The organism is Cryobacterium melibiosiphilum (assembly GCF_003602235.1).
Taxonomy (GTDB): Bacteria; Actinomycetota; Actinomycetes; order Actinomycetales; family Microbacteriaceae; genus Cryobacterium; species Cryobacterium melibiosiphilum.
This window is the reverse complement of record NZ_QZVS01000078.1, coordinates 1-26,109: the sequence shown is the minus strand read 5'-3', so window position 1 is coordinate 26,109 and position 26,109 is coordinate 1. Positions and strand designations below refer to the sequence as shown.

The 26,109-nt window shown below is 66.3% G+C and carries 23 protein-coding genes; 17 read left to right on the top strand and 6 right to left on the bottom strand.

Annotated features, from left to right (window positions below; all coding sequences use genetic code 11):
* Nucleotides 1-4 precede the first annotated feature (4 nt).
* The 3 genes from D6T64_RS08425 to D6T64_RS08415 are packed head-to-tail and all read left to right on the top strand — an operon-like array spanning nucleotide 5 to nucleotide 2,699.
* Nucleotides 5-1,018, top strand: a complete 1,014-nt coding sequence (locus D6T64_RS08425; protein WP_233550954.1) for an ABC transporter permease — start codon at nucleotides 5-7, stop codon at nucleotides 1,016-1,018.
* Complete coding sequence (locus tag D6T64_RS08420; RefSeq protein ID WP_119974167.1) at nucleotides 1,015-1,881, top strand: ABC transporter ATP-binding protein; 867 nt, start codon at nucleotides 1,015-1,017, stop codon at nucleotides 1,879-1,881. The genes D6T64_RS08425 and D6T64_RS08420 overlap by 4 nt, the downstream gene beginning before the upstream one ends.
* Entirely contained in the window at nucleotides 1,878-2,699 is an 822-nt protein-coding gene (locus tag D6T64_RS08415; RefSeq protein WP_119974165.1) for an ABC transporter ATP-binding protein, read from the top strand. The genes D6T64_RS08420 and D6T64_RS08415 overlap by 4 nt, the downstream gene beginning before the upstream one ends.
* Here the strand turns inward: D6T64_RS08415 and D6T64_RS08410 are convergent.
* The 3 genes from D6T64_RS08410 to D6T64_RS08400 form a co-directional block, all read right to left on the bottom strand.
* The gene (locus tag D6T64_RS08410) at nucleotides 2,696-3,580 is read right to left on the bottom strand and encodes a TolB family protein (RefSeq protein WP_119974163.1); all 885 of its coding nucleotides are present in this window, start codon (nucleotides 3,578-3,580) and stop codon (nucleotides 2,696-2,698) included. The genes D6T64_RS08415 and D6T64_RS08410 overlap by 4 nt on opposite strands.
* A 293-nt stretch (nucleotides 3,581-3,873) precedes the next feature.
* Nucleotides 3,874-4,842 carry an NAD(P)H-quinone oxidoreductase gene (locus tag D6T64_RS08405; RefSeq protein ID WP_119974161.1) on the bottom strand — a complete coding sequence of 323 codons (969 nt, stop codon included), beginning with the start codon at nucleotides 4,840-4,842 and terminating at the stop codon, nucleotides 3,874-3,876.
* Between the two features lie 379 nt (nucleotides 4,843-5,221).
* Entirely contained in the window at nucleotides 5,222-6,220 is a 999-nt protein-coding gene (locus D6T64_RS08400; RefSeq protein ID WP_119974158.1) for an Lrp/AsnC family transcriptional regulator, read from the bottom strand.
* A 169-nt stretch (nucleotides 6,221-6,389) separates the two neighbouring features.
* On the opposite strand from D6T64_RS08400, the gene D6T64_RS08395 reads away from it, so the two are divergent.
* The 5 genes from D6T64_RS08395 to D6T64_RS08375 all read left to right on the top strand — a co-directional run bounded on the left by D6T64_RS08395 (nucleotide 6,390) and on the right by D6T64_RS08375 (nucleotide 12,891).
* Entirely contained in the window at nucleotides 6,390-7,664 is a 1,275-nt protein-coding gene (locus tag D6T64_RS08395; protein ID WP_199719116.1) for a metal-dependent hydrolase family protein, read from the top strand.
* Nucleotides 7,661-9,289: an ABC transporter substrate-binding protein gene (locus D6T64_RS08390; RefSeq protein ID WP_119974154.1), complete on the top strand. Its 1,629-nt coding sequence runs from the start codon at nucleotides 7,661-7,663 to the stop codon at nucleotides 9,287-9,289. The genes D6T64_RS08395 and D6T64_RS08390 overlap by 4 nt, the downstream gene beginning before the upstream one ends.
* A 61-nt stretch (nucleotides 9,290-9,350) precedes the next feature.
* Nucleotides 9,351-10,316 (top strand): ABC transporter permease, encoded by a 966-nt coding sequence (locus D6T64_RS08385; RefSeq protein WP_119974152.1) that lies wholly within the window; start codon nucleotides 9,351-9,353, stop codon nucleotides 10,314-10,316.
* Nucleotides 10,313-11,203 carry an ABC transporter permease gene (locus tag D6T64_RS08380; protein ID WP_199719115.1) on the top strand — a complete coding sequence of 297 codons (891 nt, stop codon included), beginning with the start codon at nucleotides 10,313-10,315 and terminating at the stop codon, nucleotides 11,201-11,203. The genes D6T64_RS08385 and D6T64_RS08380 overlap by 4 nt, the downstream gene beginning before the upstream one ends.
* Nucleotides 11,200-12,891 (top strand): dipeptide ABC transporter ATP-binding protein, encoded by a 1,692-nt coding sequence (locus tag D6T64_RS08375; RefSeq protein ID WP_119974150.1) that lies wholly within the window; start codon nucleotides 11,200-11,202, stop codon nucleotides 12,889-12,891. Before D6T64_RS08380 ends, D6T64_RS08375 begins: the two co-directional genes overlap by 4 nt.
* A gap of 160 nt (nucleotides 12,892-13,051) precedes the next feature.
* Here D6T64_RS08375 and D6T64_RS08370 read toward each other — a convergent pair whose 3' ends face one another.
* Complete coding sequence (locus D6T64_RS08370) at nucleotides 13,052-13,666, bottom strand: NUDIX hydrolase (protein WP_119974148.1); 615 nt, start codon at nucleotides 13,664-13,666, stop codon at nucleotides 13,052-13,054.
* Nucleotides 13,667-13,762: 96 nt separating this feature from the next.
* On the opposite strand from D6T64_RS08370, the gene D6T64_RS08365 reads away from it, so the two are divergent.
* The 6 genes from D6T64_RS08365 to D6T64_RS08340 all read left to right on the top strand — a co-directional run bounded on the left by D6T64_RS08365 (nucleotide 13,763) and on the right by D6T64_RS08340 (nucleotide 18,782).
* Nucleotides 13,763-15,241, top strand: a complete 1,479-nt coding sequence (locus D6T64_RS08365; RefSeq protein ID WP_119974146.1) for an ADP-ribosylglycohydrolase family protein — start codon at nucleotides 13,763-13,765, stop codon at nucleotides 15,239-15,241.
* Nucleotides 15,238-16,014, top strand: a complete 777-nt coding sequence (locus D6T64_RS08360) for a TY-Chap2 family putative peptide chaperone (RefSeq protein WP_119974144.1) — start codon at nucleotides 15,238-15,240, stop codon at nucleotides 16,012-16,014. The genes D6T64_RS08365 and D6T64_RS08360 overlap by 4 nt, the downstream gene beginning before the upstream one ends.
* A 23-nt stretch (nucleotides 16,015-16,037) precedes the next feature.
* On the top strand, nucleotides 16,038-16,631 hold the full coding sequence (locus D6T64_RS08355; RefSeq protein ID WP_199719114.1) for a phosphohydrolase: 594 nt from the start codon (nucleotides 16,038-16,040) through the stop codon (nucleotides 16,629-16,631).
* A gap of 2 nt (nucleotides 16,632-16,633) precedes the next feature.
* Nucleotides 16,634-17,470 (top strand): hypothetical protein, encoded by an 837-nt coding sequence (locus D6T64_RS08350; protein WP_119974142.1) that lies wholly within the window; start codon nucleotides 16,634-16,636, stop codon nucleotides 17,468-17,470.
* A 665-nt stretch (nucleotides 17,471-18,135) separates the two neighbouring features.
* Complete coding sequence (locus D6T64_RS08345; RefSeq protein WP_119974140.1) at nucleotides 18,136-18,390, top strand: AbrB/MazE/SpoVT family DNA-binding domain-containing protein; 255 nt, start codon at nucleotides 18,136-18,138, stop codon at nucleotides 18,388-18,390.
* Nucleotides 18,387-18,782: a PIN domain-containing protein gene (locus tag D6T64_RS08340; RefSeq protein WP_158594848.1), complete on the top strand. Its 396-nt coding sequence runs from the start codon at nucleotides 18,387-18,389 to the stop codon at nucleotides 18,780-18,782. Before D6T64_RS08345 ends, D6T64_RS08340 begins: the two co-directional genes overlap by 4 nt.
* 109 nt (nucleotides 18,783-18,891) lie before the next feature.
* Here the strand turns inward: D6T64_RS08340 and D6T64_RS08335 are convergent, their stop codons facing one another.
* Complete coding sequence (locus D6T64_RS08335) at nucleotides 18,892-20,499, bottom strand: SIR2 family NAD-dependent protein deacylase (protein WP_119974135.1); 1,608 nt, start codon at nucleotides 20,497-20,499, stop codon at nucleotides 18,892-18,894.
* Nucleotides 20,500-20,643: 144 nt separating this feature from the next.
* The gene (locus tag D6T64_RS08330) at nucleotides 20,644-21,555 is read right to left on the bottom strand and encodes a YDG/SRA domain-containing protein (RefSeq protein ID WP_119974132.1); all 912 of its coding nucleotides are present in this window, start codon (nucleotides 21,553-21,555) and stop codon (nucleotides 20,644-20,646) included.
* Between the two features lie 167 nt (nucleotides 21,556-21,722).
* Between D6T64_RS08330 and D6T64_RS22575 the strand changes: the two genes are divergently transcribed.
* From D6T64_RS22575 to D6T64_RS08320, 3 genes are read left to right on the top strand one after another with little or no spacing between them, the layout of a single operon-like run.
* On the top strand, nucleotides 21,723-22,073 hold the full coding sequence (locus D6T64_RS22575; protein ID WP_158594847.1) for a hypothetical protein: 351 nt from the start codon (nucleotides 21,723-21,725) through the stop codon (nucleotides 22,071-22,073).
* Nucleotides 22,070-24,853 carry a UvrD-helicase domain-containing protein gene (locus tag D6T64_RS08325; RefSeq protein WP_158594846.1) on the top strand — a complete coding sequence of 928 codons (2,784 nt, stop codon included), beginning with the start codon at nucleotides 22,070-22,072 and terminating at the stop codon, nucleotides 24,851-24,853. Before D6T64_RS22575 ends, D6T64_RS08325 begins: the two co-directional genes overlap by 4 nt.
* 47 nt (nucleotides 24,854-24,900) lie before the next feature.
* Nucleotides 24,901-25,932, top strand: coding sequence for an NADPH:quinone reductase (locus D6T64_RS08320; protein WP_119974128.1), 1,032 nt, complete (start codon nucleotides 24,901-24,903; stop codon nucleotides 25,930-25,932).
* The last annotated feature ends 177 nt before the right edge of the window (nucleotides 25,933-26,109 follow it).

Below are 26,109 nucleotides of genomic sequence, written 5' to 3'. Positions count from 1 at the left end.
TGAAGTGACCGAGAATATGATCTCCCCTGCCGACCCCGCCGCCCAGCGCGAAACGGGTCGCCCGCTGACGGGCACCCTCGCCGCAATCCGTCCACGCTTCGAACGCCGCCGGCCGCGCTGGCAGCGGATGCTTTCGGGCCTCTCCCCGAAACTCGCCGTCGGCTTGGGCATCATCATCGCGATCGCCCTGTTCGGAGTACTCGGGCCGATGCTGCTCGGCAACCCGCTGTCCATTCGCGACATCGGACGCACACCCCCGAGCAGCGAGTTCTGGCTTGGCACAACCCAGACGGGCCAGGACATCTTCGCCCAGATGGCCCACGCGACCCGCGGCTCGCTCTTCATCGGCGTCGTCGTGGGGGTGCTCGCCATGCTGTTGTCAGTCATCTTCGGCGTGATCGGCAGTTATGTCGGCGGCTGGCTCGACGAGAGCTTCTCCCTGTTCACCAACGTGATGCTCGTCATCCCCGCCCTGCCGCTGATCATCGTCATCTCCAGCTATGTGGCCGACAAGAGCATCCTCATGCTCGCCGTCATCCTTGCCATTACGAGCTGGGCCGCCTCGGCCCGGGTGCTGAGATCGGTCACCCTGAGCCTGCGCAGTCGGGACTATGTCGCCGCGGCCCGGGTCACCGGCGAACGGCAGTGGCGCATCATCGGCGTCGAAATCCTGCCCAACCTGGTTCCCGTGCTGGCCTCGCAGTTCGTGCTCGCGGTGATTTTCGCCATTCTGGGTGAAGCCGGGCTGAGTTATCTCGGGCTCGGCGCATCCGGTGCCCTGACCTGGGGCACGATGCTCTTTCAGGCGCAGAACGGTTTTGCTCTCACCCTCGGGTCGTGGTGGTGGTTTGTGCCGCCGGGGCTCATGATCGCCGTGCTCGGCGGGGCGCTCTCGCTCGTGAACTTCGCCATTGACGAGATCATCGATCCCCGCCTGCGCACGGCGTCCCTCGACAAGAACAAGAAGCGCGCCGCGCGTCGGCTGCGTGCCTCGACCAAGGCAGGAGTCACTGTATGACCGCCGACAGCTTACTCAGCGTGAACAACTACAACATCGTCTATCAGGTCGAGACCCCGGTGCACGCCGTGCGCGACGTGTCCTTCGAGTTGGGGCGAGGTGAAATCCTCGGTCTGGCCGGGGAATCGGGGTGCGGCAAGACGACCCTCGCCTACGGAATCAATCGACTGCTGCGGCCCCCCGCCGAGATCACCGACGGATCGGCGATCTTTCACGATCAGAGCGGCATCGACGTGGACATCAACGCGCTGAGCGTGGCTGAACTACGTCGATACCGGTGGGACAAGGTCTCGATGGTCTTTCAGGGCGCGATGAACGCCCTCAACCCGGTCATCAACATTCAAAAGCAGATGACCGACATTTTCTCCACGCACCGGCCAGAGATGAGCAAGTCGGAACGCATCGAGGAGTGTGCGGACCTGCTCGACCTGATCGGGGTCGGTCGGGACCGCCTGCGCTCGTTTAGCCATGAACTCTCCGGCGGCATGCGTCAGCGGGTCATGATCGCGATGGCCCTGGCGTTGAAGCCCCAGCTGATGATCATGGACGAACCCACGACCGCGCTCGACGTGCTCGTGCAGCGGGACATTTTGCAGGAGATCAGCGAGCTGAGACACAAATTCGGTTTCTCGGTGATTTTCATCACCCACGACCTGCCGCTGTTGCTCGAGATCAGCGACCGAATCGCGATCATGCTCAAAGGGGAGATCGTGGAATACAACACCCCCGAACAGATCTATCGCAACGCCGGCCACGAATACACCGACAAATTGCTGCACTCCTTTCCGAGCCTGACCGGTGAGCGTGGCGGCTTCGTGCGCAGCGGCGCGGCATCCGCTCTCAGCAGTGAGGCGACCCGATGACCGTCCTGGAATTTCGCGGCGTGAGCAAGGAATACCGCATCCGTGGCTCGAAAAAGTTCAAGGCCGTGGCCAACGTGAGTTTTCGGCTGGAACCCGGAAAAACGATCGCCCTGGTCGGCCAGAGCGGCAGCGGCAAGTCGACGATCGCGAAGATTCTGCTGCAGCTGGAACGGCCTACGAGCGGGTCGATCCTGCTCGATGGTAAACCCGTGCCCCGGTATGGCAACGCGCTCCGGCGCTATCGCAAAGAGGTGCAGATGGTCTTTCAAGACCCTTTCGCCTCGCTGAATCCGTTCCACACGGTCTCGCACCACCTCGCGCGACCCTTGCAACTGCACGGGCAGGTCGGCCCAGACGGTGTGACCGCCGAAGTCGTGCGGTTGCTCGAGCGGGTGCAGCTGGAACCGGCGGCGGTGATCGCCGAACGTCGGCCCCACGAGCTATCCGGTGGGCAACGCCAGCGCGTTGCCATCGCGCGAGCGCTGGCCCCCCGCCCGAGCGTTCTGATCGCCGACGAACCGGTGTCGATGCTTGACGTGTCCATTCGCCTGGGGGTGCTGAACCTGCTCGGAAAGCTGCAGCGAGAAGAAGATCTCGGTGTGCTCTACATCACGCACGACCTCGCGACGGCTCGGCATTTCAGCGACGAAATCATTGTGCTGAACAAGGGCAGGATCGTTGAACAGGGGCCCTCCGACCGGGTCATTCTCGACCCGCAAGACGATTACACCAAAGCGCTCCTGGCGGCATCGCCGAACCCCGAGCTGCGATTCACGCAGGAACCGTGCTCGGGGCCGGCCGCGCCGAGCGGGCGCTAGTGCGGCTGCACGTACTCGACGAACGCTAGCTGTGAGCCGTCGGGCGACCAGCTGGGAACGTTCATCGTGCCCTGGCCGCCGAAGACGGTGGCCAGGGTGCGAGGCTCGCCGCCGCCCACGCCGAGGAGTCGAAGCTGCACGGTGACGTCGGCGGGATGCCCGAGTGTGCCCGGGGGAAAACTCACGTAGGCCAGGTGCCGGCCGTCGGGGGAGGGCTGCGGAAACCAGTTGACCCGCTCGTCGTCGGTCAGTTGGGTGAACGCGCGCCCGGCCAGGGTCAGGCCGAAGAGTTGGGCGTGCCCCGGCAGGGTTGCGGCCCGTTCGGAGTTGAAGAAGACGGTGGAGCCGTCGGCGCTGAAATTGGCGCCGTCGTCGGCGAACGCGTCATCGGTCAGCTGATTGTCGGGCCCGCCGGCACTCGGCACGGTGAACACATTGGTCACCACGCTGCCGTCGGTGCTGATGCGCATCCCGATGTAGGCGAGCGTCAGGCCGTCGGGGGAGACGCCGTGCAGGTAGTGCCGAAAGTCGGGCCCGTGGTCGTTGGAGACGATCCGCGACCGGGCGGATACGAGCTCGATGGCGCGCAGGCTGCCGTCGCCGCAGGAGACGTAGATCGTGGCACCGTCGGGCGAGAGCACGTGGTCGTTGTTGATCGCCGGAATCGCGCCGAGGTCGACCGGTGTCAGGGGCGTGCGGCCGTCGACGGCGACGCGGAACAGACATCCGTCACCGTTGACCAATAGCGAGACACCGTCGGGCGTCCAATTGGGGGCCTCAAAGAGCAGATCTGACGACTCAGCAACGAGTCGGCGGGCGCCGGTGTCGAGGGTCAGAACCCAGAGTTGGGCGCGTTGGCCGGGGAGCAGGGTGCGCGGCACCTCTCAGCCCCGATCGCTGAGCTGGTGAACCGTGCCGATGGAACAAGCCACTGCATCTCCTCGTCATTGAGTGCGTCAGACGGCGTGCGCATGCCCCCTGCGAAGGAATTACCCTACTCAGACCCTACAGCTCACGCGGAAACAGGGTGAGGATGCAGCTGCTGAGGCAAGGCCACCGGGGCCGCGGCTCTCGGCCGGCTGCGGCATAACTCCTGCTGGATGCCCCGGTACGGCCAGAGAGTCCCCGGATTTCGGCGGTCCCGCGGCGAGGAGCAGGAGTTAAGCCGGGCGGCTCAAGGCACCAGCAGAATCTTGCCGACGTGAGTGGACGCTTCGAGCCGACGGTGGGCATCCGCCGCCTCGGTGAACCGGAACCGACTGTCGATCACCGGCCGAAACGCGCCCGAGACGATCCACGGCCAGGCTGCGGCCTCGAGGGCCCGCATGATGGCGACCTTTTCGGCCAGCGGCCGCGACCGCAGGGTCGTGCCCCAGTAGCGGCCGCGCTTCTGCATCAGGCGGAACGGGTCGAAGGTCGCCGGTTCGCCGCTCTGGTTGGCGAGCACCATCACGCGCCCGTTCACCGCGAGCGCGTCGATGTTGCGGGCGGCGTAGGAGCCGCCCATGATGTCGAGGATCACGTCGGCGCCGCGACCGTCGGTCGCGGCCTTCAGTTCGGTGACGAAGTCCTGCTCGCGATAGTTGATCAGAATCTCGGCCCCGAGCGATTCGCAGGCGGCCAGTTTCTCGGCCGAACCGGCCGTCACGGCTACCCGGGCGCCGGCCAGCCGGGCCAGCTGGATCGCGGTCGTGCCGATTCCGCTGCTGCCGCCGTGCACGAGCAGGGTCTCGCCGGGCACGAGTGCGCCGCTCATCAACACGTTCGACCAGACCGTGGCGAGGGCCTCGGGCAGCGCGGCGGCGTCGATCAGGTCCATCGACAGCGGCACCAGCAGGGCGAGGTCTTCGTGCACCACGGCCTCGGTCGCGTACCCGCCGCCGGCCAGCAGCGCGCAGACCCGGTCACCGAGCCCGAACCGGGTCACCTCGCCGCCCACCTCGATGACCAGGCCCGACACCTCGAGCCCCGGCCACTGCGGCGCGTCGGCGGGCGAGGGGTAGCGGCCCTGCCGTTGCATCACGTCGGCCCGGTTCACGCCCGCGGCCGCAACCTTGATACGGATGTCCCGGGCACCGAGCACGAGGTCGGGCACGGTGGTCAGGGTGAGGGCTTCGGCAGGAGTGACAAGAAGTGCGCGCATCCCCGCAGCCTACGCGCGTGCATTCCGGTATTTTCCCCGCCGTATCGACACCGGAAATCACGTCGTGCGGCCGCGGCCGCGGCATAACTCCTGCCAGCAGACGAGGGACGCCCGAATTTCGGACGCCATTCGTGCCGTCCGTCCGCTCAGCAGGAGTTATGCCCCGGCCCGACCGGTGCGGCCAGACGCCCATACCTTGATGGACCTGCTGCGCGGCGCCAGCGTCAACGACAAGGGGAGCGAGTGCCGGCGGGCATCCGGCCCCACTCTGGCTCGGCTCGTGCCGGCGCGCGGCATAACTCCTGCACGTCTCGAGTCCCCGCGCACGGAGGCCCGCCTTTCCGCGGAACTTTTCGACCGCCGCCACGATCTGCAGGAGTTATGCCGCCGCGCCGCCCACGACGGCCGTGCGCCGACCGTCGCCGCGCAGGGACACCTGCATGTGCTTGAGCATGTTCGACGTGACCGACCGTTCCCCGATGCGAATCTGCGGGATGTTGCGCGCCAGGTGCGCCTCGAGCGCTGTGATCTCGGGCAACGACCGCACCCAGAAGTTCAGGCACAGATTGTACGGCCCCACCAGAACCTGCGCCGCCCTGATCTCCCGGATGCGCGATAGCGCCTCCCCGACCTCGGCGATCTGCCGCGGATCGACGGTGCACATGAAGTGTGCCGCGATCGGCCAGCCCGACAGCGGCCGCGCCACGTCGCAGCGCATGACCAGCGCCCGGGAACTGATCATGTGGTTGAGATGACGGCGCACGGTTGCCACACTGGTCGTCATCCGCTCCGCGAGGCTCGTCAGCGTCGCCCGGCCATCCAGGGTGACGTTGCGCAGCACCTGTTCGTCGATTTCGTGCACCTCGTGTGAGGGCGAGGCGACATCGTCAAAGCTGGCCGCGTGCATCAGCGTCGAAACCTGTTCCTGCGACAGGGCGCGCAGCCGCCAGGCACTGCCTTCCAGCAGAACCCCGGTCACGATGTGGGTTCGCGTGGCGATGACGCCCTTCAGCCGTGTCAGGGTGCCGGTCAGGTACGCATCCAGGGCGACGATGTCGTGACCCTGCCAATCGAGGCTGATCGACCAATCGCCCAGAACCGAGCGCAGGGTGCGCACGCTCGGGTCGGCCTCGAGGGCAAGAAGAGCGTCGGGCAGCCGACTGGATTTCACCCGAATATCGATGATGGCGCGCAGGGACTCGGCCGCGATGACATCGGAGACGGAGATCCAGGCGGAGCCGTTGTCCTCCATCACCTGCCAGCGCCGGGAGGCCGTCATCGGGTCCACGCCCAACACCTCGCCGATAAAGGTCCAGGGCGCGCGAGGCCAGATTTGCAGGGCGTGAATGACCTGGCGGTCGAGTTCGTCGAGCTGCATCCGATCTATCGAAACGCTCGCGCTATGGCATGACACATATCTGCAATCTACGCGGCCGAAGTATCAGAATTCCGCACCGCAACACGACTGTTACGTGCATGACGTTGAATCACCAATCAAGTCGCCCGTGAGGGGAACCCGTACCCGACTAGCTCCAGGAGGATTTTTCGTGAAAACGCATCAGGCAGTGGCAGTGATCAACGCCACGATTATCGACGGCACGGGGGCCGCGCCACGACCCCGGCAATCCCTCGTCGTGCGCGACGGAGTCATCGAATGGATGGGGCCGCACTCCGAACTCCCGAACCTGCCCGACGACACCGAGTTCGTCGACATCGACGGCGCCACCGTGCTGCCCGGCTTCATGGACGTGCACGTTCACCTCGCCATGGACGGCTCCCTGAACCCCGCCGGGTATCTGCACGAGCCGGATGCCCTCCTTCACTTTCGAGGCGTGCGTAACGCCCGCCGCACCCTCGACGCGGGCGTGACGACCGTGCGCGACCTCTCCGGCAGCGACTACGCCCTCGCCATGGCCGTTGAGCACGGCATTATCGCCGGGCCTCGGGCGATCATGGCCATCCACGCCATGGGCCCGACCGGCGGCCACTCCGACTCCCGCACCCTGACGGTGCCCTTCGACTGCCACCCGGCCGGCGCGCACTTCGGCAAGACTGCCGACGGCGAAGACGCGGCCCGCAAACTCACCCGGGAGATTTTGCGGATGGGCGCCGGCGTCGTCAAGGTCATGGCCACCGGCGGGGTGTGGAGCCCGAGGGACGCCCCCGAACATGACGGCTTCACCGAGAAGGAGATGCGCGCGGTCGTCGAGGAGGCCACCAACAAGGGCGTCTACGTCGCCGCGCACGCTCAGGGCGCGAACGGTATCAAGAACGCCCTGCGCGCCGGCATCAAGAGCATCGAGCACGGCTACCTCATCGACGACGAGGGCATCCAGCTGTTGCTCGACAACGATGCCTGGCTGGTTCCGACCCTGCTGACCGGCACCACGCCCCCCGACCCGACCAAGGCCACCGCCTATGCGGTCGAGAAGAAGAACCGGGTGCGCGCCCTGCTCGAAGAGAACATCTCACGGGCCTTCGCCGCGGGGGTCAAGGTAGCCCTCGGCACCGACAGCGGCGTGGTTCCCCACGGCCAGAACCTGCGGGAACTGGGCATCATGGTCGATCTCGGCATGGACCCGATGCGAGCCATTGTCGCCGGCACGACCGAAGCGGCTCGTCTCCTCGGCCTGCACGACGAGGCCGGGAGCATCGAAATCGGCAAGCGCGCGGATCTGGTCGTGACCGCGGCCAACCCGCTCACCGACATCCACTCGCTCGGCGATCCGCAGAACATCTCCCTGGTTATCCAGAACGGCACCATCGTCGTCGACCGCCGCATCCGCGCCCTCGCACTCTCAACGGACAGAAGGACAGCATGAAGAACCGCACCCGAGCCGCCGCGCTCGCCAAATCCGCCGCCGTGCTCCTGACCGCCACGCTCGCCCTCACGGCCTGCGGCGGCACCGGGGCCAGCACCGAAACTGCCCAGGGTGGCGTGCTGCGTATCGGCACCACCACCGACGTCGTGCAGTTCGCGCCGCTGAACAACGTCAGCATCTCCGATCAGTACATCATGAACCAGCTCTACCCCGACCTGTTCACCCTCGAAATCGACGGCACGCTGTCGCCCCACCTCGCCGAAAGCTACACGGTCAGCGACGACGGCATGGTCATCGACATCGTGCTGAGCGACGAGTTCTCCTGGAGCGATGGCGAACCCATCACGGCGGACGACGTGAAGTTCACCCTCGACCGGTTCGTCAGCGACAAGCTGCTGCACGGGATCACGATCGCGAGCAACCTCGCATCCGCCGAGGTGACCTCGCCCACCGAACTCTCGGTGACGATGAAGAGCGCGAGCTACGGCTGGGCCCAGGACCTCGCCCGGTCGATGAAGGTGCTGCCGATGCACGTCTTCGCCGACGTGCCGAACCTGGCCGAGTACCCCATCGACGCCCACGAAGACGCCTGGGTCAGCGGCGGCTCGTTCACCCTCACCGGCATCACCAAGGGCCAGAGCTATACCTTCGAACGCAACGAGGGCTACCCGCTCTCCGCCGACGGAAACGAAGCGGTCGAGGGAGTCGAATTTCGCATCTACCCCGACCTCAACACCATGCAGCTCGCCCTGCAGAGCGGTGACCTCGACCTCGCTGCTCCCTCCATCCCGTCGTCAGCCGTGACGAGCCTCGCCAGCCAGCCGAACATCGAGGTCGTCGAAACGACCGAGGCGCTCAACTACTCCAAGCTCACCTTCAACGCCTCGAGCGCACCGCTCGACGACGTGGTCGTGCGCCAGGTCATCTCGGGTCTCATCGACACCGACGCCATCCTCACCAGCGTGCTGCAGGATCGCGGCACCCACCCGGTCGGACCGGTGCTGCCGGTCTACACCGACTACCAGCCCGACATCGAGGAGTGGAGCTTCACCGCAGACGAGGCCCGCACCATGATGACCGACGCCGGGTACACGGATGCCGACGGTGACGACTACTTCGACGGCATCGACCTCAAGCTGCTCTGCGACCAGGGCAATGCCAACCACGCGAAGTCCGCGCAGATCGTGCGCGACAACCTCGCGACCGCGGGCATCACCGTCTCCCTGGCCTGCTCCGAGCGCGCCACGTCGCTCGCCGCGGCCAAGACCGGCGACTTTGATCTGTACATCCATAAGCTCAACCAGATCAACAGCCCGGCCACGAGCCTCGCCCTGCAGTACTCCTCGGCCAACACCTCCGGGCTCTACTACAACTACGTCGTGGATGCCGAGATGGATTCCCTCATCGCGACCGCTGCGGCCGCGACCACCGAGGCCGACAACATCGCCGACACCCAGGCGGCGGCCGCGTACATCCACGAGAACGCCTACGTGTTGCCGCTCTACGTTGAGGCGCTGAGCAATGCCTACAATTCCTCCCGCTTCACGGGGTACCTGCCCAGCGGATCGGAAACGTTCTCCATGGTCAACCCGTACTCCCTCTCCCAGGTAGTCCCGGCCACGTAGCGGTTCGCGTGGGGCGGGCCGCGCCCGCCCCACGCCTTCGTGTCACCCGAAAGGTTCGCTCATGACTCGCTACGTGGTTTCCCGTGTCGGCCGTGCTGTTCTGGCCGTCTGGATCGCCGTCACCATCACCTTCTTCCTGCTCCGGCTGCTTCCCGGCGGCCCGACCACCCTCATGCTCGACGGGGTCAACGACCCGGCACTCGAAGCCAAGCTGCTGGCGGACTACGGCCTCGACCAGCCGCTCATCACCCAGTACGGCCTATTCCTCTGGCAACTGATCCAGGGCAACCTGGGCTCCTCGTTCTACTCGCAGTCACCGGTCACCGAGGTGCTCTTCGACCGGATGCCGTGGACGCTGCTGCTGGCCGGATCCGCCTTTCTCATCACCCTCGTCGTCGGCATCCCGCTCGGCGTCGCCGCCGCGGTGAAGCGCGACGGCCTTCCCGACCAGGCCCTGCGCTTCTTCGGAATGGCCGGCCAAGCCATGTTCGTTCCGAGCCTGGCCGTGCTGCTGCTGGCGGTGTTCGCCCTGAAGCTCGGCTGGTTTCCGATCGGCGGCGCCGTGAGCTCCTTCGTCGAAGGCCCGCAGTACTTTGCCAGCGTCATCTCCCACCTGATCCTTCCCCTGCTCTCGCTCGTCTTCATCAACATCGGGCCCTACGCGCTGACGGTGCGCACGAACATGCTGCAGGTGCTCGGCGCCGACTACATTCGCAGCGCCCGCTCCCGCGGCCTGTCGTCGCAGGCCGTGATCTGGAACCACGGGCTGCGCAACGCCGTGATCCCCGCGGTCACCCTGATGGGGCTGCAACTCGGCACCCTCGTCGGCGGCGCGGTGCTGACCGAGACGGTGTTCGCCTACCCGGGCATCGGCTCGCTCATCTACGAAGCGGTCGGGCGGCAGGACTTCCCGATTCTCCAGGGCGCCTTCATCCTGCTCGCCATCACCGTCGTGCTCGCCAACCTCCTCACCGACCTCGTCTGCCTGCTTTTGGACCCCAAACTCCGAACGGGGAATCGCGCATGACCACTCAAGCCATCAACACGCCCGCACCCAGCTTCACGCGGGGGATGAGTCCCCGGCAGCGCACCTGGCGGCGGTTCTTCAGCAGCCCGGTGGGCTACATCTCGCTCGGCACGCTCGCCGTCTTCGCTCTGATCGGCATTTTCGGTCCGATGATCGTGCCCTACCCGTCGGGCCTCGGAACGGACATTCTGCAGCCGCCCACGGCCGCGCATCCGTTTGGAACCGACGGACTCGGGCTCGACGTGCTCGCCCAGGTCGTCTGGGGAACCCGCATGAGCCTGCTGGTCGCCCTCTTCGCCGGGCTGCTCGCGGTGGCGATCGGAGCCTTCCTCGGCATCGTCGCGGCCTATTTCAAGAAAGCGGATGCCGTGATCACCACGATCACCGACGTCATGCTCTCCCTTCCCCTGCTGCCCCTGATGATCGTGGTGACCGCGATGGTCGGCCCGAGCATCGTCACCCTGACGCTCGTGATCGGGTTCTTCTCCTGGCCCGAGATCTGCCGCCTGATTCGCTCCAACGCCCTGGTCGTGAGCGCGATGCCGTTCATCGACGGCGCCCGCGCCATTGGGGCGTCGCCGCTGCGCATCATGCTGAAGGAGATTTTGCCGATGGTCAGCCCGCTGCTGATCGTGAACGCGCTGCTCACCGGAGCGCGCGCGGTCATCGCCGAAGCCGGGCTGAGCTTTCTCGGCCTCGGCGACCCGGACACCTGGTCGTGGGGCCGCATCCTGCAGAGCGCCCAGCGTGACGGCGTGCTCGTCTCGGCCTGGTGGCAGACGCTGTTCCCGTCGCTGATGATTCTGCTGCTCGTGCTCTCGGCCACCATCGTGGGCATGCGCTTCAACGATTCCCGTGCCGTCAAAGTGAAAGGCGCCCTGAAATGAGCGACACCCAGATCGTTGCTGAAACCGTCGACCCGCACCGGGAGCGTGAGGTGATTCTCGACGTGCGCGATCTCGCCGTGGACTTCACGACCGAGATGGGCCGGGTGAGCGGGGTGCAGGGCGTGAGCTTCACGCTCCACCGCGGCGAAACCCTCGCGATCGTGGGGGAGTCCGGTTCGGGCAAGACCACCACCGTCAATGCGGTGCTCGGCCTGCTGCCGGGCAACGGCGATGTGACGAGCGGCGAAATCTTCTTTCGGGGCACCGATATCGCGGGCTACTCCGAGAAGGCGTTGCGGGGCATCCGGGGCAAGCACATTGGTCTGGTGCCGCAGGATCCGATGTCCAACCTCAACCCGGTGATGCGGGTCGGCGACCAGCTCGCCGAGGTGCTGCTGGCGCACGGCAAGGCGACCCGTAAAGACGTGCGCGGCAAGGTCAACGAGCTGCTGGCGCGGGCAGGCCTGCCCGACGCACCGGCCCGGGCGAGGCAGTACCCGCACGAATTCTCGGGTGGGATGCGCCAGCGCGCCCTGATCGCGATCGGGCTCGCCTGCCAGCCCGAACTGCTGATCGCCGACGAGCCGACCTCGGCGCTCGACGTGACGGTGCAGCGCACCATTTTGGACCACCTCAGTTCGCTGACGCACGACCTCGGTACGGCGATGATCCTCGTCACCCACGACCTGGGTCTTGCCGCCGAGCGCGCCGAAACCGTCATCGTGATGAATAAGGGGCGCATCGTGGAGCAGGGGCCGTCGGCCCAGATTCTGCGCAATCCCCAGCACGAGTACACTCGCCGGCTGGTGGAATCCGCGCCATCGCTGGCCTCCGCCCGCATGAAGCCGATCAATCCGGCCGCCGTGACCGGCCAGATCGGCGAGGCGTCGGTGATTCTGCACGTGCGCGACCTGGTGAAGGAGTACACCGTGCGCAGCCACACCGACGGCAAGCGCACGACCTTCAAGGCAGTCACCGGCGTCAACTTCGACCTGCACCGGGGCACGACGCTCGCGATCGTCGGCGAATCGGGCTCTGGCAAGTCCACGACGGCACGCATCGCGCTGCGGCTGGAGGAGCCGACGAGCGGCCTGGTGGAGTTCAACGGCACGAATATCGCGCACCTGCGCGGCCGGGACCTCAAGGGCCTGCGCAAGCAGGTGCAGCCCATCTTTCAGGACCCCTACGCCTCACTGAACCCGATGGCGAGTGTCGGCGAGATTCTCGAGGAGCCACTGAAGATCTACCGCCTGGGCAACCGGGCGGCCCGGCGGGAACGGGCCATGGACCTGCTCGAGATGGTGGCGCTCGACGCGAGCATCTACGACCGGTTCGCGACCGAGCTCTCGGGCGGGCAGCGCCAGCGCATCGCCATTGCCCGCGCGCTCGCCCTCGAGCCCGACCTGATCATCTGCGATGAGCCGGTCTCGGCCCTCGACGTGCTGGTGCAGGCGCAGATTCTCGAGCTGCTCATGAAACTGCAGACCGAGCTCGGGCTGAGCTACCTCTTCATCTCGCACGACCTGGCCGTGGTGCGGCTGATCGCCGACCAGATCGTGGTCATGAAGGCGGGGGAGATCGTGGAGCGCGGCGCCGTGGTCGACGTCTTCACGTCGCCGCAGCACGAGTACACGCGGATGCTGCTGGACTCGATCCCGCACATCCCGGCGCTCGACGCGGCGAGCTAGGCCGGCCGCGGAGAGCGCGGCGGCCGCTGCGGCGGCATAACTCCTGCTGATCGTGGGGCGATCGCGACGGAGGCCCGTGATTCCGCGGAACTTTTCTGCCGCCGCGACGACCAGCAGGAGTTATGCCGCCGCCCGCCCCGAGCCAGAGCCCGCCTTGGGACTACGCGTGCCGAAACAGCTTCGCGGGCTTGCCCACGAGGCCCTGCTGGTAGGCATCCGTTTCGAGCAGGTGGCTGCGCATGTGCCGCCGAAAGGTGTCTTTGCCCAGCGGCTCACCCGCGATCGCCGAGTGCAGCCGCAGCAGGTCGAGCAGCGTGAACTGCGGCCCGAGCAGGCTCTCCGGGTCGGGCGCGACGCGATACTGGGCTCGCAGGGTGCGGGCCGCCAACTCGACGATTTTGTCGTGGTCAAAGACCAGGCCGTGCGCCTCGGTAACCGGACGCATCTGGACATGGGCAACGGATGCCGCTGGCACAACCACGAGGTGCGCCACCGAAATCACCCAGCCGCGGGTGTCCCGGCCGGGCGCATCGAACACGTGCAGCTGGCGCGGCCGGAGCCCCTCGATGTGTGCCTTGTCGCGCAGCGAGCGCAGCACGGCATCGGCCAGAGTCTCGCGTTCGTGCACAAAGGTTCCGGGAAGGCGCCAGCCATCCCTGTTCTGCACGAGTGCCACGCACAGCGCACCCCCGGTCACCGTGAGCACCGCGGTATCCACCGCAAGGGACGGGCGAGGATAGTCGGTCAGCAGCTTCTCGGCGGAGTCTCGATACATGGGCACCCCCTAATTGTCTCAGAAGCGCGCTTATTCTGTCAACGTGCGCTACGGTGGGAATAGATCATATTCGCACAAACTCTCAGGGGAGATCAGATGACCCACACCACACTCAGCACCGCCCAGCGCGACCGCGCCGCCGGCGTGCTCCTCGGCCTGGCCTGCGGCGACGCCCTCGGCGCCGGCTACGAATTCGGTGCGCCCCTGCCCGATCACACTCCGGTGCGCATGCAGGGTGGCGGCGGCTTCGGCTGGGCGCCGGGGGAGTGGACCGACGACACCTCCATGGCCATTCCGCTGGCCCGGGCGGCGGCGGCCGGCCTCGACCTGCGCGACGAGACCGTGCTCGACGGCATCGTCGCCCAGTGGGTCGACTGGGCGAAGACGGCGCCCGACGTGGGGGTGCAGCTGCGGGCGGTGCTCTCCCGCACCGAGCCCACGGCATCCGCGGTGCGACAGGTGGCGAAGGCGCACCACGACCGCCACGGGCGCAGCGCCGGCAACGGCTCGCTCATGCGCACCGCCCCGGTGGCACTGGCCTACCTGCACGACCCGGCGGCGCTCGCCGAGGCGGCGCGGCTGGTCAGCAGCCTCACGCACTATGAAGCGGATGCCGGCGACGCCTGCGTGCTCTGGTGCCTGGCCATCCGGCACGCCGTGCTCGAGGGTGAGCTCGACCTGCGCATCGGCCTGCCGGCACTGCCAGCCGACCGGCGCGCCCTCTGGGAGGGCCGGTTCGCGGTCGCCGAAACCAGCCGGCCGGCCGACTTCGCCCGTAACGGCTGGGTCGTCGAAGCGCTGCAGGGCGCCTGGTCGGCCATCGTCACCACACCCGCGACGGATGCGACGCACCTGCGTCTGGCCCTCGACGCGGCCGTGCGCGGCGGACGCGACACCGACACCGTGGCGGCGATTGCCGGCGGGTTGCTCGGGGCGCGCTGGGGTGCGTCCGCTGTTCCCGCGGAGTGGCGCCGCATCGTGCACGGCTGGCCGGGGCTGACCGCGGCCGACCTTCTGCGTCTCGGCTCGAGCGCCACCCCAGACCTCGCCCACGCGCAGGCGGAAAGCGTCGACTACGCCTACCTGGGTGACGTCTCCACCCTCGTGCGGCACCCGCACGACGACGGCGTGTGGCTCGGCGCTGCCGGAGCCCTCGATGCGCTGTCGGCCGAGATCGACGCCGTGGTGTCGCTCTGTCGGGTGGGAACGAAGCAGGTGCCCACGCGCATCCGTCACCGCGTGGAGGTGCGCCTGATCGACGACGACGACCCGGCGAAGAACCCCAATCTCGACGTCGTGCTGCTCGACACCGTGCAGGTCGTTGCCGCGCTGCGGGCGGAGGGGCACACGGTGCTGCTGCACTGCGCGCAGGCGCAGAGCCGCACGCCGTCGGTCGCGGCGTTGTATGCCGCCGTGCACCGTGGAGTGCCGATTGACCGGGCGCTCGCCGAGGTCATCGCGGCCCTGCCGGCCGCGGCACCGAAGCGCTTTCTGCGCGACGCGGTCGTACGGTTAGCTGAAGCGAACACAGATAGCCCCCACCAGGGCCCGAACACCGAGGGAGCCCGAGCATGAGTGGCGCGGTATCGAACGATTCCGGTGACAACTTCGTCACTGACCACGACGGCGGCGACGACGGTTACGAGGAATATACCCCGCCGGCGGATCGATTTCTCACCGCGCAGATCTGGTGGATCGCGAGCGAACTGGTGCGGCGGCATCCGCACCTGCGCATCTCGGGCCATGAGGTTGCCGGCGAGGGCCGCCTGGTGCTGCTGCACGATGAGCAGGACAGCATGAGCATCCAGTGGGACCTGGTGGGCGGCTGCAAGTACCTCGTCAACGGCGTGGTCACGAGCATCAGCTGGATCGAGATGATGGCGGCGGTCAGCCCGCACGAGACCGTGAAGCGCATCGAGGTGGGGGCCGGCCTCGGCATCCCCAAGGCCGTGCCGGTCACCACGCCGCACTCACTCAGCTACCGGGTGATCGCCAGTGCGCTCGCCACCGCGGTCGACGACCGGCACGAGTGGTGCGCGGTTCCGGCGCCGATGAACCCCTATGACGACCCCGACTGCCCCTATTTTCAGGGGTTCCCGTCGGCGATCGCGGCCCGAGACGAGTACGCGCGCGAAGCGGATGCCCAGATCGCCTCGACCGGGCGGCCCGTGCACTTCTTCCAGCCGTTCTGGGCGCTGCTGCGCAACCTCGAGCCGATCGCCATCTTCGATTCGGCCGGTGTGATCCACACCGTGATGGGCGCCACCGAGCTGATGCCCTGCTACGACTCGATCCACCGCAAGCTCGCTCTCACCACGGCCCGGGTTCTGGGCCCGTACCTTCCCTGATCAGAAGAACAAGGAGCACTACCATGACCACCCCCGACCTGCCCGCGCCGAAGAAGCTCCTCGACCACACACTGGCCGAGGTGCAGGCCGCCGTCGCTGAGTTTCTGCTCGCAACGCCACACGCGACAATGCTGGACGCCGCGGTGAACCTGGCCCGGTCGGCGCACGCCGGCCAGCGCGACAAGCTCGGCGTCTCGTATATTTGCCACCCGCTCGCCGTGATGCGTCGGGTGACCACCGATGACGAGAAGATCGTGGCCGTGCTGCACGACGTGGTCGAAGACACGGCCGTCACCCTCGATTACCTGCGCACCCTCGGCTTCGAAGAGCACGTCGTCACGGCAGTGGATGCCATCACCAAGCGTGCCGGGGAGCCGCTCGCCGAGTCGATGGCCCGCGTGGCGGCCGACCCGCTCGCCCTGATCGTGAAGCGGGCCGACATCTCGCACAACGCCGACCCCGCGCGTCAGGCCAAGCTGACGGACGCGGCGCGGGCGCGCCTCACGGAGAAGTACGAGAACTCGGCCCGGCTGTTGGGCACGACCCTCGCGGCGATTCTTGAGGAGCACCAAACACCACGCGCCAGCGCGTATGTCGATCAACTGAGTGGCGTCTGAGCGTGACGAATCACTTCATCCTCGAGCGGCAGCGATTCAACAGCGAGGCCGATCTCCGTCTCGCCGAAGACGCAGGGTGCCGCCGTGAAGCACAACTCGGGGGTCAGTATGAGTGGTTTTGGGGCGTTCCCGGCGTGTTCCAAGCCTTGGCGGCCCCGCTCTCGGGCCACACTGTTCCTGCCGCGCCGCAGGCAGATGACGTTCATGCGCAGTCCCTCGGCTACTGGGCGGCGCTGCATTACCTGCTGCTGCATCGACTGGGATGGGCGCACCCGGACAGAGGGCTGCGGTGGTGGTACGACGCGGGAAAACCAGTCGACGACCCGACGCTCTCGCTCATCTCCGAGGTGTGGGACCGTGATGGAAACCTGGACGCGTACCTCTCGTGGCTCCTGCACGGTCAGCCCGCCTTCCTCAACCCGGAATGCATCTGGTGGGCGGAGTGGCCGGAACAACGTATGCCGCTTTCACCCGCATGGGAGCGGTGGAAGATCGATGCTCAAGCGGTTGTGGAGCGTTCGGGATCGAAATACTTCCAGGGCGGGGGAGATCCGCTGCACTTGACCGGTCATTCCGGTGAGAGCGGAAAACCCGACCCGAACGCGACCATTTCGGTAGTTTCGCGCGCGGACCGCCGGGCCGTCTTTCTGACGGACACGATGGATGCCTGGTACATCGACCTCGATACTCAGGCGAAGAAATTGCCCGACGTCGGGCAGTGGTCGTGGCGCGTTGACGTCATTGTCAGACCCGTCGGATTTCTGGGCACCTATCGCAGGTCGAATGTGACCGGCCTGTGGTTCACCGGGAAGCACCGAAACCACACCCCGGGCAACTGACACGGCGACGCACAGCAATCCCACTGAGCGGGCGCCCGGGTGGCAAGTTCCACGACTGGCCCCAGAAGAACGGGGCCGGGCGTGATGGCGAGCGAACTCTCGCTCGTCGGGCGTGCGGTTCACAAAGCAGCTGTCAACCGCTGCGCTGCCACCTTCGCGCCTCATCGGCCAAGGCCTTACGTGCTGCCCTGAGGTGTGGCCACGGCTGCGGGACATCCGTCAGGTTGAGCGGTGGCCGCAAGCCCGAGAGCACACCGATCTCCAGCTGCCGCAGGGGTACGTCCTCCGGCTTCGCCCAGACGGCCAGGGTGAGATATTCAAGCGACCAGTAGAGCCCTCAGCTCCGCGTCACCATAGATCTTCCGAAGCGGATGCTTCACTTCACCACCACCACCACCACCACCACCACCGGCACCGGCACCGGCCCCCGACCTGTCCGCGCCGTAGGCCCTGCTCGACGCGGCCGTGAGAGCCGCATGCGGCCGGCGCGCGCTCTGGGCGCTGCTCGGCCTCGCGGCGGCGGGCTTCGGTGTCGTCGTTGGGCTACCCCTCGACAACTAGTGCATCTTCGGCGCCATCGGTTCTCTTCAGACGCCTATTCCTAAGGACTGTCACCTCACACTTACCATTGGACGCTCCGTCTTACGCGACCTACTATGTAAGACATGAAGTCCGTCGTGACGTTGAGCAGCAAGGGACAGCTGACGCTTCCCACGGCCATTCGCAAGGCACTGGGTCTTGAGCGCGGTGATCGGCTTGAAGTCTGGATAGATGAATCCAACGGCACCATCACCGTCTCGCCGGTCGAGGACATCGAGGCCCTGAGCCTCCGGGTCTCGGGCTATGCGGCAATCATCGAGCCCGTTACCGACGTCGATGCGTACTTCCAAGCGCATCGGAACGACGGCGAGGACTCGTGACCGGATCGTTGGACGCAAATGTCGTGCTCCGACTCCTGCTCAACGATGTGCCCGATCAACACGCGGCGGCTGTTTCCTTACTGCTCACGGGTGGCCCGTTCTTCGTTTCAGACATCGCCGTGATCGAGACAGTCTTCGTGCTCGGGCGTGCCTACGGTCTGACACGCGATCAGCAGCGAGATTCAATTCACAGCCTCATGATTTTGCCGCAGATCGTAGCCAACGTTCTGCTGCACGATCGCGCTCTTTCTCTATACGTCGCTCACCCCAAACTGTCCTTCGAAGACTGCTGCTTGGTAACCGCGGCCGATTTGACCTCTCATCAGCCGCTCTGGACCTTCGACCGTAAATTGGCCAGCCAGACAGATGCTCAACTGCTCGAGACAGCGTAGGTCGAGTCGGTGTCGCAACTGAAGACGATGCTGGCGTCATACTCGTTGAGCACGGCTGTTACCCTCAGGGTTCACGTCTGGCAGCGGATGTCGGCGGTCTACTGGGCGGTCAGCGCTTGTCGTGCCCCAGGTCGCGGAACGCCTTCTCGACGACCGCCCAGGCCGGCGTCGGCTCGCCATTCGGCCGGGCCTCCTTGTAGAACTTCAGCAGGCTTTCCCGCAGCGCGGCGTCTTCCTCCCCGAGCGAGTGCTCGTACTCCGCCGAGAGCAGGTACGAGTGGCTGTCAGTTGAGAACGCCAACAGGGCGTCGAGAAAGATCTCGAGGGTGCGGGCGGCGTCGGCGAGGCTGTCGTCGGGCATCCGCTCGCCCATGCTGATGAGGTCGAGCTGGCTCTTCCAGAGCATGTCGTTGAGCGGATTGGCCTGCAGGGTCAAGGCTGTCGCGATCGCGCCGGTGCCGTCGGCATCCTGCGGAAGCGCGCGCCGCACGTCGTGGATGATCTCGTGAAAGTGGTCGTCCTTCAGTCCGAACCCGACGAACAGCAGGTGGTGGGTGATCAGGGTCGCCTTGACGACGGCCGACAGGGCGTCCCGGGACGTGTTGAACCCCAGGTAGTCGTCGCGGGTCAGCACGATCGTCTCGGGCCGCGTGACCGATCCGTGCAGCTTCAGCAGCCACTTCTTGCCGTTGACCTTGCTGTCGGGAATCACCGTTCGCACATCCCCGATATCAGCGGATGCGAGCTCGAACAGCGCGTCGTAGTTGAGCGTGATCGCCTGCTCGGTGCGCAGCCCCGCGAGCAGGGCCGGTGCCAGGCCGTAGCGCGTGAGAGCTACGTGCTCTGCGATCCGCGCGTTGAAGCTGGGGCGAGGGCCGGCGGCATCCGCTTTTCCGGTGCCTTCGAGAGCGGATGCCTCATAGCGCGCCCGCAGGTACCCCGCCTGGTCGAGGGCCGACATGCCCGGTTCCAGCAGGCGCGCCGTCTCTTCGCTGGTGAGCTTCGCGTCGCGGGCGAGGGCGGCGATCAGCCCCTTCCACGTGGGCGCGCCGGCGCTCACGCTCGTTCCGGCTCCCATGAACGGCACGAGACGGCCGGCCTTCGCGCGCTCGGCGAGAGCCTTCGCCTGGTCAAGACGCCCGCCGACGGCCAGTTCGGTCCAGTAGCGCGGATCCTTCTGGCGCAAGACCTGGGCGAGCGCGAACGTGCGCTCGTCGCGTAGCACCAGCACGATGTCGACGCCGTGCTTGGCGCCCGAGGTGCGCGCCTGCTCGAGGATCGCCTGCAACACGTCGCCTTTGAGTAGCGCCCCGCCCCCGCCGTCGGTGCCAAACGACGGCATCGCAAGCAGGGGATTGCGTCGCCCGTCATCCCCTTTCGCGGAAGCCTTGATGCGCGCGCGGGCTGCCTCCGCCGCGACCTCAACAAACTTCGCGATGCGCGGGCGCAGGGCCGCGGCGTCGGTGAATCCCCGTAGCGGCACCGCCGTCAGAATAGGGAGCGGCTCGGTGTCAGCCCACCCCTTGACGGGAATGCTGAACAGCCTCCCGCGCGAATATTTGAAGTTACGGGACTTCACCACCGCGTCTGCCAGCCCTTCAACGGCGGAGGTCCAGAATCCGGTCATGTGGTAGCGGGAGTCGCTCGGCAGCATCCACGCGTCACACTTCAGGTGGGTGATATCGCCCATGATCACGTACACGTGTGATTGCGTCATGGTTGATTCTTAGCATGTGGGGTAGCGCGGCCGTGCGGTGAAGCGGCTGCCGCCGCTCCGCCCGGCACGGAACCCGGTCACCCTCAAGTGCGTTACAGGCCATGTAGTCGCTCGTTAACGAAGGCGCTCAGCCCGCGATCTTGGTCATGCACGATAGAGCTTCTGAGCCGAGCTATCACCCTGCTCTTCCGATATCCAGAGGTGCCGGTGATATTGCACATTCGTGATGTCGAGAAAATGACTCTTGCGAAAAGTCAGTTCAGCGATCGCTGTCATTTTTCGCGTTTCGACGACTTCCATTTGATCGGTGAGGACCATACCACCGAGGTCAAATTGAGTGTGGTGGTTCGGACACATGCAGAGGATATTCGACCAATTGTCTCGGCCGACGTGCGGGCGACCGAGTGGGCGGACGTGTGCACCCTCAGCGTAGGAGTGCCCATTGACCGTGGGTATTTGAGTCTCGCAGACCTGGCACTGGAAGTCATAAAGCTGTTTAATCTGTCGGGAAAGCTGCGAGTCACGAATCCGCCTTGAGACAATCGTCGACGAATACTCTGGGTCTGGAATGTTCGCACTCTGCGGCTCCAGGGGCGGTTGCTCATCAATTCTTTCGAGCCGAAACCGAACGATCTGAAAGCCGTCGCGGCCCTTGTCCATCCAGGTCTGTGTGACCAGGTACAAGCCTGAATACCGATATCCAGACGGTGGTGCGAATGGGGAACTCTTCGTGTGTTTTCGTACAACACGCACGGGCAGGCCCAGAGCCATGCTGGTGGCGAGCCCCGCATTACCTGGGGCATCTGGCGACTGGTCCCGTACTAGGCGAGTGCCATTAGGTGCGCGCCCACCGTGTCCGGTGTAGATGATGTAGTCACCGCGGTCTTTGTCGTCAGCGTATCCGCCCGACAAGACGATCGAGTCCGCGCCTTCAGCTTTGGTGCCGCTGATGCCGGGTTGGGTGGGCCGGTGAACGTTAGCGTCGTGGAGCTCGCGCCGATTCTCGAATAGTTGGCCGACTGTAACCCCGTCGGGCGTGCCAAAGAACTTGCTCATAAGTGATCCCCCAGTGCCAGGATAACGATCGATGGGGAAGAAAGAAAAGCCTGACTGTGACCATTTCTAGGGGTCAAGTGACCTTGGAAATGGACGTCCAGGTCGCGCTAAGCTGCACTGTGTCGCTACAGTGCGCAGAGCCATTCGTTGGACAAAAGGACGCCACTATGAGCTTGAACGTTGTGACCGATACGCTCACGTCGCAGTTCGCCGCGATCGGAGGCGTCATGCTGCTGGCAGGCATCCTGCCATTCGTCGCGTCATGGATGCTCGACGGAATCGTACAAGTTCTCCGACGCAATGGTCCCAAGCTTTTTTTAATGGGCCTTGGCTTCACGGTTCTCGCCGGCGGGGCCGGCTATTTCGCCCTGCAATACGGGCTCGGTGTCCATGGCGTACCCGTGGATTCCACGTCCGCCATGACGACTTTGGCCCAAACGATCCTGATGTTTACGATTCCGCTGGCGCTGATTGCCTTCGTCATCCGTACAGTCAAGCTGCTCGCCAAATCACGATGACGCGGCACACGCTGGCGACCTGGCAGCCGTCCGCCTGGAGCAAGGCGCTCACCAATTCCGGCGACTGGCGGCTTGCCCTTCACGACGACGTCGTCACTGTGACGGTCGACGGCGTCGCGACCGATGCAGGCCTCGAGGCGTGCGCGATTCTCGACGTGGCCCGCGGCCTGTTCTGGAACCAGTTCACGCTGCAGGTGGGGGAGCGGGAGATACGGCTCCGGGGCATCCGCCGGGCTGACGCCGCGGCCTTCGAAGCCGCGTTCGCCGACGCACAGCAGTCGCTTCAGCTGCGCCAGCTCATCGCCGAGTTCGACGCGGCGGCCCGACAGGCCACGTTCTGGGTGACAAGCTTCACGGCGGATCTCGCACGCCACCTGCGCACGAAGGGCTGGCTGACCACCGAATTCAGCGTCGAGTGGAGCGCCCGGAAGGCCGCCGTCGGCTTCAGCCACCTGCTCGACCACCCCGCTCTGCAGGCTCACATCGCCGCGCAACCGCTCGATGTCGCCGGCACCATCGCTCTCTGGACCGAAGACCTGCCCGTGATCATCGCCCGCGAAAACCAGCGCCACCTCGACTCCGAGACCGAGGAATGCCGCGACTTCTTCGACAGCGTCGAACGCTCGCCGCTGACCCCGGAACAGATCCGCGCGGTGGTCTGCTTCGACAACCGGATGCTCGTGGTCGCCTCCGCCGGATCCGGCAAGACCTCGACCATGGTCGCCAAGGCCGGGTACGCGCTGCACCGAAACCTGATCGCCGCCGACAAGATCCTCCTGCTCGCCTTCAACGCCGCGGCCGCGAAAGAACTGCAGAAGCGCACACGGAACCGCCTCGAGCCGCTCGGGCTCGACGCCGACCAGGTGGTCGCCCGCACCTTTCACGGCTTCGGGCTGGACGTCATCGGCCAGGCAACCGGAAAGAAGCCGTCGCTGGCGCCCTGGCTCGAAGGCGGCGGCGACATCGCTCAGCTCGGCCGCATTGTTGACCGGCTGCGGGCCACCGACGTTCTGTTCCGCAGCGAGTGGGACTTCTTTCGTGCGGTGCTCGCCCGCGAATACCCAGACGACGACGGCACCACCGCAGACGCGAGCGAGGGAGACCGAACCTCGCAGGGCGAGACCGTCAAGAGCCCCGGCGAGCGGATGATCGCAGACTGGCTCTTCTTCAACGGCGTCGACTACATCTACGAGAAGCGCTATGAAGTCGACACCGCCGACGCTGAGCACGGCCAGTACCACCCGGACTTCTACTACCCGAGCATCAACGTCTACCACGAGCACTGGGCCATCGACGCGCAGGGTGAGTCACCGTTTGACGGCTACCTCGACGGCATGAAGTGGAAGCGCGGGGTTCACGCCGCGAACGGCACGACCCTGCTCGAAACCACCATGTCTGACCTCTGGGGCGGTGGCGCCCTCACCGCGCTCGGTGCCCAGCTGACCGCGCGAGGCATCCGCTTGCGGCCCGATGCCGACCGCCTCGCTGCCGGGCAGAAACCGGTCGAGAACGCGCTGCTGTTGCAGACGTTTCGGAGCTTTCTGATCCACGCCAAGAGCAACTGCCTCACCGACGACCAGCTGGCCGTGCGCCTCGCCGAGCAGGCCCAGGGCCCGATCCGGTACCGCGACGCGTCGTTCCTGCGTCTGTTCACGATTATGCGCCGTGAATGGAACGCGCAGCTGGCCGCGGACGACTGCATCGACTTCGAAGACATGCTCACCCTCGCCGCCGAACATCTCGAGGCCGGCGACTGGCAGAGTCCGTACGAGCTCGTGATGGTCGACGAGTTTCAGGACGCCAGCTACGCCCGCGCCCGCCTCGCCCGCGCGCTCGTGGCGCAGCCCGGCCGCTACCTGTTCGCGGTCGGCGACGACTGGCAGAGCATCAACCGTTTCGCCGGCGCCGATCTCTCGGTCATGACCGGATTCGAGGCCTGGTTCGGCCCGAGCGAGGTGCTGCGCCTCGAGCGCACGTTTCGGTTTCCGCAGTCGATCGCGGATGCCTCTAGCGCCTTCGTGCTGCAGAACCCGGCCCAGCTCACCAAAACGGTGGTCTCGTCGACGCGGGAGTATGCCCCGACGATTGGCATCGTGACGGTGGATTCGGAGACCGCGGTGGCCGCGGGCATCCGTCACCGCTTGAAACTGCTGCACGACGATGTGGCCAGCGGCAAACTGCCCGGGACCGCGAACGGCAAGCTCTCGGTGCTTGTGCTCGGCCGCTATAAGCATCAGAGCAAATATCTCAGCGGATGCGCCGACCTCGCCGACCTGCTCTCGGTCACCTTCTCCACAATCCACGCCTCGAAGGGGGCCGAAGCCGACTACGTCGTGATCGTCGGCATGGTGAACGGAAAGTACGGGTTTCCGAGCACGATCCCGACCGATCCGGTGCTGCGCCTGGCGATGCCGGCTGCGGAGGAGTTTCCGAAGGCGGAGGAGCGGCGGCTGTTCTATGTGGCGCTCACGCGGGCACGGCGCGGGGTGCTGCTGGTGACGGTCGACAGGCACGAGTCGCGGTTTGTGATGGAGCTGATTCGTGACCAGCGGATCGTGCGCACCAACGCGATCGGCGAGGTGCTGAAGTCGGTGGTCTGCCCGAAGTGTGGGCGCGCGTTCATGGTAGAGCGGGTGTCGAAGCGCGGGCCGTTTTTCGGGTGTGGGCGGTTTCCGCACTGCAAGGGAACCCTGTCGATCGATGGCAGCCCGTCGATGCCGGCCGTGAAGCCGGTCGGAGAACCGCGCAAGGCCTTCACTCCGTACCGCCGCCACCGCTGACCCTCGGTGCCGGGAACCATTCTGCTCCCGCCTGCGTTACCCCTGACATGAAGTCCATTGTGTACAGCCAGACCGGTGACCCGTCCGTGCTCCGCCTCGTCGAGCGGCCGGTGACCGAACCCGGAGCCGACGAGGTGCGGGTGCGCATCGTGGTCAGCGGCGTGAACCCCACCGACTGGAAGTCCCGCCGCGGCTCGGCACCGGGCGAGGCGCTCGCGTTCGACGACGTCGTGCCCGGGCAAGACGGCGCCGGCATCGTCGACGCGGTCGGCGAAGGCGTGCAGCACGTCACCGTGGGTGACCGGGTGTGGCTGGCGCTCGCCGCCTACCAGCGCTCGAATAGCGGCTCATCCCAGGAATACGCCGTGCTTCCCGCGGAGCGCGTCTTCGCGCTGCCGGCAAACGCGAGCTTCGACCAGGGCGCGAGCCTCGGGGTGCCGGCGATCACGGCGTACCGCGCGCTGACGGTAGCCGAAGACGGCCCCAACCGGCTGCACCCGGGTGCCCTGACCGGCAAGACCGTGCTTGTCGCCGGCGGGGCCGGCGCGGTCGGGCACGCGGCGATCCAGCTGGCGCGGTGGGCGGGGGCATCCGTTGTCACGACCGTGAGTGGACCGGCGAAAGCGGCGCTCGCCGCGGCGGCCGGCGCGCAGCACGTGCTCACCTACACCGACTCGGATGTCGTCGCCCAGATTCGCGCCATCGCCCCGGATGGGGTGGACCTGATCGTGGAGGTCTCTCCGGCCCAGAATGCGCGGCTCAACCTGGCCGTCATCCGCAACCGCGGATCGATCGCGGTCTACGCCAACAACGGCGGTGACGAGGTGACGCTCGACATCGTGCAGCACTTCATCCTCAACGTGCGCTATCAGTTTGTGCTGCTCTACACGGTGGGGGCCGACGTGATCCGGGCGGCGGCCGTAGACATTAACGCAGCCCTTGTCGATGGCGCCCTGGCTGTGGGTGAAGAGGCGGGGCTGCCGCTGCACCGCGCCGACCTGGCGCACACGGCGGATGCCCATGCCCTGGTCGAGAGCGCGGTCGTCGGTAAGGTGCTGATCGACGTCTCGGCGGGGTGATCCCCATCCGCCGGAGTGCGTGAACCTGCTGCAAACGCAGCGTCGGGCGTGGCGAACACGCCATGCCCGACGCGGCCGCCTAGGGCGTGTCTCCTAATGATCCGTGGGGTCGTGTGGCACAGTTGACGCATGTCGCGAACTGCCGTTTTATCTGACAGCGAGTGGGCTCGACTCGAG